Below are 10,817 nucleotides of genomic sequence, written 5' to 3' on the forward strand. Positions count from 1 at the left end.
ACACCGAGTCCCGCGTTCAAACACACCGAGTTGCGGTTTCGTGCACATGCCCCGGCCTTGGTCTGCACGAACCCACAGTTCGGTACGTCCGAACGCGGGACTCGCGCTGTCTCAACGCGCGACTCGCGGGTGGCCCAACACGGGACTCGCGGTGGCCGAACGCGCGACTCGCGCTGTGCCAACGCGGGACTCGCGCTGTGCCAACGCGGGACTCGCGGTGGGCCGACGCGGGGCTCGCGGTGGGGCTACGCGGGGCCTGTGGGTGGTGGGGGGTTACTTGCCCTTTTCGGCTTTCTTGGACTCTTTCGCGGCTTGCTTCTCGGACTGGCGCTCTGCCTTGGCCTCTTGCTTGTCGGCCTTCTTCTCGGCCTTCGCGGCTGCCTTCTCCGCCTTGGCCTCGGCCTTCGTGTCCGTGGGGGTGACCGTCGGCTCGGTGGTGGCCGCCGCCGGTTCGGCGGTCGGTGGGGCCGTGGTCGTCGGCGGGGCGGTCGTGCCGGGAAGGTCGCCCGGGGTGTTGCCGGAGGTGTCACCCGGGGTGTCGGCTGGCGTGCTGGACGGGCCGCCGACCGGGGTCGGGCCTTCTATCGTGTCCGTCGAGCCGGTTGGGGCGCCTAGGGCCGGGACCCGCAACGGATCGCTGCCGGCGATGGTCGGGGACGAAGCGACCGAGGTCACGGCCGTCGCGGCGATGGCGGCCGCCACGGCGATCTTCGCCAGCATGGTCTTCACGGCCACCGCGCCCGACGTGACCGCCCCCGACACCGCGGCGGCGCCGGAGACCGGTGCGTAGGCGGCGGCGAACGCGGTACCCAGCAACACCGGCGCCACCGACGCACGCAGCTCCTCGTTCACCCTGGTCAGCGTGTCCGCACGCGCCCGGCAGTCCGCGCACACCGCCAGGTGTCGGGTGATCTTGCGCCCCAACGGAACCGGCACGCTGCGCCGCACCCAGCCCGCCAGCTTCGACACCGTCGCGCGGCACTCGCGGCTCTCGACGTCGGGCAGGTGGGCACGCAGGTAAGCCTGCCGCAAGCCCTCACGCGCCCGGTACGCCAGCGCCGCGACCCCGTTGGGCCGCATGCCAAGCAGCGGCGCGATCTGCGCCGGCGTCTCCTCCTCGACCTCGGTGTGCCACAACACCGTGCGCCACCGCTCGGGCAGGCTGGCGAACGCCGCCGCGGCGGTCGTCGCCTCCCAGCGGTGCACCACGGGGTCGTCGCCCGGGCGCGGCACGTCCGTCTCCGGCACGTCCGCGTACAGCGACACCTTCGCACCCCGCGAGGTGCTGATCGCCGCGTTGCGCATCGTGACCAGCAGGTACGCCCGGAACCCCTCGTTTGGACCGCCGCCCTCGCGCAGCGCGCGCAGCACCCGCGTGAAGGCGTCCGCGACGAGGTCCTCGCGCTCGGCGGCCGTGTTCGCGAGGCACGCCGCGGCCCGCTTGGCGGCGGCCAGGTGCCGCTCGTAGAGGACCCCGTACGAGGCGGAGTCTCCGGCACGCACATCAGCTATCAGCTCGGCGTCGGACTTCAGGTCGAGATCGAGACTCACCGCTACTGCCTACTCCGTTGTGGATGATCCGGTCAACGCCAGTCCACGACCTCACGCATGAGGCCGGGGTGGCGGCGCCTGGCATACGCGGCGTACTCCGTCATGTGCTCCCGCATGAGGTGCTCGGCCGACGCGACGTCGCCCGCGGTGACCGCCTCGGCGATCGCGGTGTGCACGGCCAGCACCGCCACCCGCCGCGACTTCGGGAACAGCGGCGGCGACAGCCGGTCGCGCAGGATGTCCGTGAGCGACTGGCCGAACAGGGTCATCACCGGGTTGCCGGACATGGCGGCCACGAGCCGGTGGAAGTCGTCGGCCTCACGGGCGTACTCGTCGTCGTCCGTGCGCGTCGAGCCGGTGAACCGGGACAGCTCACCCACGAGCTGCGGGTCGGGCCGCTGGGCCGCCAGCGCGGCGAGGGTCGGCTCCATCACCACCCGCGCGTCGACGAGATCCGCGAACGTGACCCCGTCCATCTGGAAGTACAGCGTGGCCATGCGGCCGAAGTTCTCCGTGTGGACCTGGTCGACGGTCGGGCCGCCGCGCGGTCCCGGCTTGATCGAGATCAGCCCGTGCACCTCGAGGATCCGTAACGCTTCACGTAACGAGCCGCGGCCGACGCGGTACTCCTCCAGCATCTTGGCTTCCGGTGGCAGCTGCGTGCCGGGCGTCAGCTCCTCGGCCCCGATCCTGCGGACGATATCTCGCGCGATGGCCTCTGACACCTTGTCACTGCGTCTGACCGGCCTCCTGGGCGTCCCCGCGCCTGTTGCTGCCACTCGCACATGTTAGCGACATTCGACAGAATGTCTGCCATTTTGGTCAGGCTTTCTTGGGCGGAGCGGGGAAGAATCCACTGGTGCGCTCCACATATTCGGCATAGCCCGGCCGGCGGTCGCGAATCGACTTCTCGAGCAATGGTTTCCCGGTGCCCCGGGTGAGGAGGAACGTAATCGCTGCCGGACCCACCACCGTTACAAGACCCGGCCAAGAATGGCACGCGAGTACAAAAAATCCCCACCAGACGCACGCGTCACCAAAATAGTTGGGGTGGCGGGTGTAGCGCCAGAGACCGGTGTCCAGCACTTTCCCCCGGTTGGCCGAATCGGCGGTGAACCGCGCCAGCTGGGCGTCACCGACGGTCTCGAACACGAACCCGACCAGCCACAACGCGACACCGAAGGGCACGACCACCCAGGTGCCGGCGCCGTACTGGGCGTACTGCACGGGCAGCGACACGACCCACATGACCGCACCCTGTAAGAGGTATACCGAGTACAGCGCATAGATGTTGGGGTTTCCCCGAGCGCGGGCGCGGATCTCCACATAGCGGCGATCCTCCGGATTGCCGCGGTTTCGCCGGTGGATGTGCCGGGCGAGGCGCAGCCCCCAGATCGCGACGAGCGCGGTGACCAGCGCCCGCCGCCAGCCGGGACCGTCGGCGAGCACCGCCGTGACCACCCCGATGAGCACGAAACCCAGTCCCCACACCACATCTATGCCGTCGTGGCGCCGCCTGCGCACGCCGACGCCCCACGCGACGAGCATCAGCACGAGCACGGCCGCCGCGGTGACCACGAGGTTGACGATCATTCACGCCACCGCGACGATCTGGTCGACGCCCATTCGGTTCTCCTCGAACGCCAGCGCCGCGCCGGCCATGTACAGGCGCCACACGCGGGCCCATCCGACGCCGACCCGCGCGACCACCTCGTCCCACCGCCGCTCCAATGTGGCCGCCCACGCGTCGATCGTCCGCACGTAGTGCTCACGCATCGCGACCACGCGCCGGATCTCGAACCCGGCGCCGGCCAGGTGGGCGAGCGTGGCGTGCAGCGGCCGCATGGTCATGTCCGGCGCGATGTAGGACTCGATGAACGCGCCGCCGCCCGGCGCGACCCGCCCGCGGGACATCTGCTGGAGCACGAGCCGCCCGCCCGGCTTCAGGTTGCGGTGCAGCACACCCACGTAGGCCGGGTAGTTGGCCTCGCCGACGTGCTCGCCCATCTCGATCGAGGACACGGCGTCGTACGGGCCGTCGTCCACCTCCCGGTAGTCCTGCAGCCGCACCGTGACCAGGTGGTCCAGCCCCTGCGCGCGGGCCCGCTCGGTCACGAAGTCGTGCTGCTCCCGGGAGATCGTCACGCCGGTGACCTTCGCGCCGTACTCCCGCGCGGCGTGCAGGACGAGCGAGCCCCAACCGCAGCCGACGTCCAGCATGCGGGACCCGGGCGACAGGTCGAGGCTTCGGCACACCATGTCGAGCTTCGCGCGCTGCGCCTGTTCGAGCGTCGTGTCGGCCGACTCGTGCCAGCCGCACGAGTACGCCATGTGCTCGTCGAGGATCAGCTCGTAGAAGTCGTTGCCGAGGTCGTAGTGGTGGCTGATGGCGGCCCGGTCGCGGCCGGGCGCGTGCAGCCGGCCGGTCAGCCGGGCCTCCTGGACCGGTGGGCGCGGTGGTGGGCCGACCACGCCGACCCGCACGGCCAGCCCGACGAGCCGCGCGAACTCCGCCGGGCTCGGCCGGGTGATCTTCCGGTCGCGGACCGCGGACCAGCACCGGCGCAGCCCGTCCTTGAGGTCGCCGTCGACGTCGAGGTCGCCGGTAACGTACGCGCGGGCCAGCCCCAGCTCACCGGGCCGCCACAGCAGCCGCCGCAGCGCCCGCCGGTTGTTGAGCACGACCGCCGGACCGGTGTCCGGACCGACACGACCCCCGTCCCAGGTCCGGACACCGACCGGAAGGGCTCCGCCAAGAGCCTGCTCCAACGCGCGAGCCAGGAAGAACGCGTTCCCCACCTCAGACTCCTCTCGTAGCCCTACCACTCGTTCGGAGCGCCGACCGGTTCGGATTGGACCCATCCGGAGATCCTTCCGCGCCGAACACCCGGCATGACCTCCTCTCAGAAGGTAGCCGTGATCGGCGGCGGGGTTGCCGGGCTCACCGCCGCCTACCTGCTACAACGCCGCTACGACGTGCACCTGTTCGAGACGGAGCCACGCCTCGGCGGGCACGCGCACACCCACGACGTGCCGGGGACGAGCCGGACGGTCGCGGTGGACTCGGGCTTCATCGTCCACAACGAGCGGACCTACCCGCACCTGCTGAGGCTGTTCGGCGAGCTGGGCGTGCCCACGCGGGACTCCGAGATGTCGATGAGCGTGCGCTGTCTCGGCTGCGGCCTCGAGTACGCGGGCGCACGGGGCCTGCCCGGCCTGTTCCCGCGTGCCGGGAACACGCTCCGGGGCCGCTACCTGCGGATGCTCACCGAGGTCCCCCGTTACTTCCGCCACGCACGGCGGATCCTGCGCGACGGCGATTCGGCGGTGACGTTGGGTGAGTTCGCCGCCGGGTACTCGGACTATTTCACCCAGCACTTCCTGCTGCCGGTCGTGTCCGCCGTCTGGTCCGCGCCGGAGAAGGTCAGCCGGGAATATCCGGTGCGCTATCTGTTCGAGTTCCTCGAGCATCACGGATTGCTCTCCGTGAACGGATCACCGACGTGGCGAACGGTTGTCGGCGGTTCGCGGGAGTACGTCGAACGGGCGGCCAAGGGCCTGACCGCGGTGCACGTCGGAACGCCGGTGCGGTCGGTTCACCGGCACGCGGACGGTGTCGAGGTGCGCGACGACGGCGACGAGATCCACGCCGTCGACCGGGTCGTGCTGGCCGCGCACGCCGACCAGGCGCTCGCCCTGCTCGCCGACCCGACGCCGGCGGAGAAGCGGGCGCTCGGCGCGTTCTCATACTCCCGCAACGAGACCTGGCTGCACACCGACACCGCGCTGCTGCCCGCGGCGCCCGGCGCGCGGGCCTCGTGGAACTACCTCAAGCCGGACTGTGCCGCATCGGACCAGGTCCTGGTGAGCTACGACATGAACCGCCTGATGCGCCTGGACGACCCGACGCCGTTCGTCGTGACACTGAACGCGACCGACCGCGTGCACCCGGACTCCGTGCTGGCGAAGATGACCTACGAGCACCCGGTGTACACCACGGATTCCGTTGCGGCACAACGATTGCTGCCGTCACTGAGTACCGGCCTGACCGCTTTCGCCGGCGCCTACCACGGGTGGGGGTTCCACGAGGACGGGTGCGCCTCGGGGGTGCGGGCCGCCGCCGCCTTCGGGGTGAGCTGGTGATTCTCTACTCGGCACGGCTGACACACGTCCGCCATCAGGTGCTGGTGCGGCGGTTCACCCACCACATGCGGCTGTGGCTGGTGGACCTGGACGACCTGCCGCGGTCGGCACTGCTGCGGTTCCGGGCCGCCGACCATCTCGGCTCGCCCGACCGGCCGATCCGTGCGAACGTGACCGAATGGCTTGCGGAACAGGGGATCGCGTCGCCGGACCGGGTGCTGATGCTGGCCGCGCCGCGGTCGTTCGGGTACGTGTTCAACCCGCTCACGGTGTTCTGGTGCTACTCGGGCGAGACGCTGCTGTGCGTGGTGGCCGAGGTGCACAACACCTACGGCGGACGGCACTGCTACCTACTGCGCCCGGACGAGCGGTGGCGGGCGGAGGCGGACAAGGAGCTCTACGTCTCGCCGTTCTTCGAGGTGGCCGGGCACTACCGGATGCGGCTGCCACCGCCCGACGAGCGGCTGGCGCTGACCGTCGCGCTGCACCAGAACGGCGAACCCGCGCTCACGGCGACGCTCACGGGTCATCGAGTCGGGCCGGCGACGCCGATACGGGTGCTCCGCTACGCGTTTTCCCTGCTGCCACACCGAGTGCGCTTCCTGATCCAGCGGCATGGCGTCGTGCTGTGGCTACGCGGGCTCAAGGTGGTACCGCGCGTTCCGAAGGAAGGTGTTTCATGACAGTGCATGACCAGACCGGACCTTCCGTCCCCACGGCGACCGGAACACCGGGACCCGGGGAGACGGAACAATGGCAGCTCACCGCGCCGCACGCGCCGGTGCGCGCGGCGATCGCGGAGCGCGTCTTTCGCCACGCGGCGCGGAACCTGGCCGTCACGGTGTCCTTTCCGGACGGTACCCGGCTCGGGCGGGGTGGGCCGCTGCTGCGGGTCGTGCGGCCGGCGCCGTTCTTCCACCGGCTCGGCGCGCAGGGGAACATCGGCTTCGGCGAGGCGTACATGGCCGGCGACTGGGAGAGCCCGGACCTGGCCGCCGCGCTGACGCCGTTCGCCGAGCGGATGGCGACGCTGGTGCCGCCGCCGCTGCAGGCGTTGCGGCGCCTCGTGGACGTGCGCAGGCCGCCGGTCGAGCGCAACACGCCGGACGGGGCGCGGTCGAACATCCAGCGGCACTACGACCTGTCGAACGAGCTGTTCGAGGTGTTCCTTGACGAGTCGATGACGTACTCGTCGGCGTGGTTCGGCCCGGGCGACGACCTGTGTGCCGCGCAGCTACGCAAGATCGACGGGATCCTGGACTACGCCGGGGTCCGCGACGGCAGCCGCGTGCTGGAGATCGGCACGGGCTGGGGCGCGCTGGCGATCCGGGCGGCGCGGCGGGGCGCCACGGTGACGTCGCTGACGATCTCGGTCGAGCAGCGGGAGCTCGCGCGGCTGCGGGTGGCGGCGGCGGGGTTGTCGGACCGGGTCTCGGTGGAGCTGCGGGACTACCGGGCCGCGACCGGAACCTACGACGCCGTGGTGTCGGTGGAGATGATCGAGGCGGTCGGCGAGGAGTTCTGGCCGGCGTACTTCCGGACGCTGGCGCGGGTGCTGGCGCCGGGCGGACGGGTCGGGCTGCAGGCGATCACGATGCCGCACGACCGGCTGCTGGCGACCAGGCACGCGAACAACTGGATCCAGAAGTACATCTTCCCCGGGGGGCTCCTGCCGTCCGTGCCGGTGGTGGAGTCGCAGGCGGCGCGGGCCGGGCTTTCGGTCGTCACGCGGCGGAGTCTCGGGCCGCACTACGCGCGCACGCTGGCGTCGTGGCGGTCCCGGTTCCTGGCGGCGTGGGACCGGGTCGACGCACTGGGGTTCGACCCGGTGTTCGAACGGATGTGGGAGTTCTACCTGGCGTACTCGGAGGCCGGGTTCCGTTCTCGCTATTTGGACGTGTGGCAGTTCGGCCTACGCTCAGCGGGGTGAGCACTCGTTCGGTCGGCCGCCTGTCCGTGGTGGCACTGCGCGACGCGCGGGGCCCGTTCGTGGCGTGGGAGGTGGGTTTCCCGGCGGCGACACCGCGGGAGTGGGCGCTGGCAAGGGCGTTCGACGCCGACGCGTTCGGCCCGGACGGGCGGTGGTTGCTGGACTTCCGGGCGTTCGCGATCATGTCGCCGTCCGGGGTGACACTCGTGGACGCCGGGATCGGGCCGGTGGGCGCGCCCGCGGAGGGCTGGGCGCCGGTGCCGGGCGCGCTGCCCGACGTCCTCGCGGCCACCGGCATCGATCCGTCCGATGTGGACACCGTGGTGCTGACCCACCTGCACGCGGACCACTGCGGCTGGGCCGTGACCCCGGCGGGCGAGCCGCTGTTCCCGAACGCCAGGTACGTGGTGCACCGGGAGGAGCTGGCGTGGGTGAACGGCGCGGTGGCGTCGTACGTGGTGAAGCCGTTGCGGGCGGCGGGGGTGCTGTCGCCGGTGGCCGCGGAGACGGTGCTGCTGACGCTGCCGACCGGCGAGAAGGTGACGGTGGTGCCGACGCCCGGGCACACGCCGGGACACCAGTCGGTGCTCGTCGAGGGCGGCGGGGCACGGGTGGTGGTGACCGGGGACGTGCTGGTGCACGCGGTCCAGCTGGTGTCGCCGGGGGTGGCGTACGTGTACGAGGAGGACCCGGTGCTGGCACGGGAGACGCGGCAACGGTTGCTGGCGCGGGCGGCCGGGGGCGAGCTGGCGACACCGCACCTGACCGAGCCGTTCGTCAGAGTGCGATGAGCAACAGCCCGAGCAGACCGACCCCGACGACGGCGAGGGTGAGCACGAGGGCGGGGAACGCGAAGTCGACGGACCGCCGGGCCGCGAGTCGGCGTGCGGCGCGGCGGTAACGGTCGTGCGACCAGCCGAGTACCCCGACGGCGAGCAGCGCGGCGGCAAGCGCCGCCCCAACGGCCCACCCCTCGTCCCGCACGATCGCGAGTCGCCCGGCCAGCAACGCACACCCGGCGAACCCGAGCCCGGTCCGCACCCAGGCAAGAGACGTCCGCTCGTTCTGCACCCCGGGCGGCCGACTCACGCCCACCCCAAAATCGTCGGTGCCCTCCGGTAGCGTTGAAACCGGGGGACCCCCGGGCGCACGAAAGTCCCATTCACACGCATTGGGCGGGTGAACCCGTTGCCAGTTACCGTTCTCGCACCGGGCAGTGTCAGCCCCCTGCCGTAGCGTTGAAACCGGGGGACCCCCGGGCGCACGAAAGTCCCATTCGCACGCATTGGGTGGGTGAACCTGTTGCCGGTTACCGTTCTCGCGCCAAAAACTGTCAGTCCCGTGCCGTAGTGTCGAAGCCGGGGGACTCCCTCGGCGCGCGAACGGACTGTTCGTGTCTGCGAACAGACCACCGGCCGCTGACGGGCAGCCCTCCGTGAGAAGGCGGCTCTCCGTGAGAAGGCAGCGCTCCGTGAAGAGAAAGCCGACCGCGAACAGGCAGCCGTCCGCAAACAGACCACCAACCGCTGACTGGCAGCCCTCCGCGAACAGGGGTCCTTCGGTGAACAGGCAGCCGTCAGCGAACAGGGCGCCAGATGAGCGCACGGCTTCGTGCGAACGCGCGGCTCGCTCATCGGAGGTTCGCAATCACCAGCAGGATGAAGATCGCCAACGCGACCGCCGCCACCCCGTACGAGAGCCACGGCGCGATTCGCGGCGCGGGCAGTGACCGCCCTTCCCGCATGGCCTCCTCCGCGCGCAACCACCGCCGGAACGCCAACGCGCTCGTCGCCACCCCGGTCAGCACCATCAGCCCCGCCAGCACCTGCCGCAACCCGGGCACCGCGAGCGGCGGCGCGAACGCCTCCAACCCGATCCCGCCAGCCATCAACGCCAGTGCCGTCCGGATCCACGCGAGAAAGGTCCGCTCGTTCGCGAAGCTGAACCGCGGGTCCGGGTCCTCCCCCCGCTCCCGCAGCCGCGTCGGCCAGCTCACCCGGCCCACTCCCCCGCCGGCAGCCCGCCGACGCCCGGCGAGCACGCGAACACCGAGCCCGCCGACGGCTGGTCGCCGAAGTCCCGTACGCCGATCCGGGCCGTCGTGATAAACAGCGTGTCACCACCGAACGCGCAGGATGTCACCCGTTGGGCTGGGATCTCCACGGTCGTGATCAGGCGGCCGTCCGGGGCGTACCGCCGCACGCCCCACCCGTCCCACAGCGCCACCCACAGACATCCCTCGGCGTCGACCGTCATGCCGTCCGGCCAGCCGCGATCGACGTCCACCAGGCGTCGGCGGCGCACGACGGCGCCGGACGAGGGCTCGTGGTCGAACGCGTCCACGCCCCCCGTCACCGTGTCGATGTAGTACATGAGCGCGCCGTCCGGGGACCAACCCAGGCCGTTCGACACACCCACACCGGTGACCATCGTGTGCAGGGAGTGATCGGGGTCCAGCCGGTACAGCGCGCCCGCGCCGTCGTCGCCCTCCAACATCGTGCCCGCCCAGAAGCGGCCCCACGGGTCGGCCTTGCCGTCGTTGCCGCGGCCGCCGGGCGGGTCGGTGTCGATCGTGTGCAGGCGCGTGCGGCGGCCGCCGTCGTCCAGGCACGTGTACAGGCCGGATCTCAACGCCAGCACCAGGCCGCCGGCCGCTCGCACCGCGACCGCGCCCACCTGCTCGCCGACCTCGAAGAACGTGTCCGTGCCCGACGCCGGGTCGAACCGGTGGACCTCGCCGCGCTCGATGTCCACCCAGCGCAGGGTGGAGCTCCGCGCGTCCCACACCGGGCCCTCGCCGAGACTCGCCGTCGCACGCAAAGCCACATCGACGTCCACGGGGGGACCGTATCCTGATCGCCATGCGCGTGACGATCGCCGAGGTCGCCAGACGGGCACGGGTCAGCAAGACCACCGTGTCCCGGGTGCTCAACAACAAGGGCGAGGTCGATGCGGCCACCGCGATCCGGGTACGCGAGGTCATCGCCGCGACCGGTTACACGCCCAGTGCGCGGGCCGTCGGGCTGGCGCGCGGCCAGACACAGACGGTCGGCATGCTGGTGCCGGGGCTGACCTGGCCGTGGATGGGTGACGTGCTGCAGGGTGTCGCCGACGTGCTCGAGGCGCGCGGCTACGGGCTGCTGCTGCACACCGTGAACCGCGGGGAGGATTCGCTGGCGCAGTTCGCGCGGCA

At 71.2% G+C, this 10,817-nt stretch carries 12 protein-coding genes; 5 read left to right on the top strand and 7 right to left on the bottom strand.

What is annotated here, in order from left to right; translation table 11 throughout:
• Positions 1-273 precede the first annotated feature (273 nt).
• From VET29_RS40010 to VET29_RS40025, 4 genes are all read right to left on the bottom strand, one after another.
• Complete coding sequence (locus VET29_RS40010; RefSeq protein WP_324931304.1) at positions 274-1,551, bottom strand: sigma-70 family RNA polymerase sigma factor; 1,278 nt, start codon at positions 1,549-1,551, stop codon at positions 274-276.
• Between the two features lie 32 nt (positions 1,552-1,583).
• Positions 1,584-2,276: a FadR/GntR family transcriptional regulator gene (locus VET29_RS40015; protein WP_324931306.1), complete on the bottom strand. Its 693-nt coding sequence runs from the start codon at positions 2,274-2,276 to the stop codon at positions 1,584-1,586.
• Positions 2,277-2,373: 97 nt separating this feature from the next.
• Positions 2,374-3,144: a DUF1295 domain-containing protein gene (locus VET29_RS40020; protein ID WP_324931308.1), complete on the bottom strand. Its 771-nt coding sequence runs from the start codon at positions 3,142-3,144 to the stop codon at positions 2,374-2,376.
• Positions 3,145-4,350, bottom strand: coding sequence for a cyclopropane-fatty-acyl-phospholipid synthase family protein (locus VET29_RS40025; protein ID WP_324931311.1), 1,206 nt, complete (start codon positions 4,348-4,350; stop codon positions 3,145-3,147).
• A 93-nt stretch (positions 4,351-4,443) separates the two neighbouring features.
• On the opposite strand from VET29_RS40025, the gene VET29_RS40030 reads away from it, so the two are divergent.
• From VET29_RS40030 to VET29_RS40045, 4 genes are read left to right on the top strand one after another with little or no spacing between them, the layout of a single operon-like run.
• Positions 4,444-5,694 (top strand): NAD(P)/FAD-dependent oxidoreductase, encoded by a 1,251-nt coding sequence (locus VET29_RS40030; protein WP_324931313.1) that lies wholly within the window; start codon positions 4,444-4,446, stop codon positions 5,692-5,694.
• On the top strand, positions 5,691-6,377 hold the full coding sequence (locus tag VET29_RS40035; protein ID WP_324931316.1) for a DUF1365 domain-containing protein: 687 nt from the start codon (positions 5,691-5,693) through the stop codon (positions 6,375-6,377). The genes VET29_RS40030 and VET29_RS40035 overlap by 4 nt, the downstream gene beginning before the upstream one ends.
• Positions 6,374-7,624, top strand: a complete 1,251-nt coding sequence (locus VET29_RS40040) for a cyclopropane-fatty-acyl-phospholipid synthase family protein (RefSeq protein ID WP_324931319.1) — start codon at positions 6,374-6,376, stop codon at positions 7,622-7,624. Before VET29_RS40035 ends, VET29_RS40040 begins: the two co-directional genes overlap by 4 nt.
• The gene (locus tag VET29_RS40045) at positions 7,621-8,415 is read left to right on the top strand and encodes an MBL fold metallo-hydrolase (protein WP_324931322.1); all 795 of its coding nucleotides are present in this window, start codon (positions 7,621-7,623) and stop codon (positions 8,413-8,415) included. Before VET29_RS40040 ends, VET29_RS40045 begins: the two co-directional genes overlap by 4 nt.
• Here VET29_RS40045 and VET29_RS40050 read toward each other — a convergent pair.
• From VET29_RS40050 to VET29_RS40060, 3 genes are all read right to left on the bottom strand, one after another.
• Positions 8,402-8,713 (bottom strand): DUF202 domain-containing protein, encoded by a 312-nt coding sequence (locus VET29_RS40050; protein ID WP_324931327.1) that lies wholly within the window; start codon positions 8,711-8,713, stop codon positions 8,402-8,404. The two genes, VET29_RS40045 and VET29_RS40050, sit on opposite strands and share 14 nt — an antisense overlap.
• Positions 8,714-9,254: 541 nt before the next feature.
• The gene (locus tag VET29_RS40055) at positions 9,255-9,620 is read right to left on the bottom strand and encodes a YidH family protein (protein WP_324931331.1); all 366 of its coding nucleotides are present in this window, start codon (positions 9,618-9,620) and stop codon (positions 9,255-9,257) included.
• The gene (locus VET29_RS40060) at positions 9,617-10,462 is read right to left on the bottom strand and encodes an SMP-30/gluconolactonase/LRE family protein (RefSeq protein ID WP_324931334.1); all 846 of its coding nucleotides are present in this window, start codon (positions 10,460-10,462) and stop codon (positions 9,617-9,619) included. The genes VET29_RS40055 and VET29_RS40060 overlap by 4 nt, the downstream gene beginning before the upstream one ends.
• 23 nt (positions 10,463-10,485) lie before the next feature.
• On the opposite strand from VET29_RS40060, the gene VET29_RS40065 reads away from it, so the two are divergent.
• Positions 10,486-10,817 (top strand): LacI family DNA-binding transcriptional regulator (locus VET29_RS40065; RefSeq protein WP_324931337.1); only part of this gene is annotated, 332 nt, incomplete at its 3' end.

Origin of the sequence: Actinophytocola sp. (genome assembly GCF_035634895.1) — a bacterium.
GTDB lineage: Bacteria > Actinomycetota > Actinomycetes > Mycobacteriales > Pseudonocardiaceae > Actinophytocola.

Coding starts and splice junctions, on each gene's coding strand:
- VET29_RS40030 (WP_324931313.1), top strand. CDS start 4,444: ATGACCTCCTCTCAGAAGGTAGCCGTGATCGGCGGCGGGGTTGCCGGG.
- VET29_RS40020 (WP_324931308.1), bottom strand. CDS start 3,144: ATGATCGTCAACCTCGTGGTCACCGCGGCGGCCGTGCTCGTGCTGATG.
- VET29_RS40040 (WP_324931319.1), top strand. CDS start 6,374: ATGACAGTGCATGACCAGACCGGACCTTCCGTCCCCACGGCGACCGGA.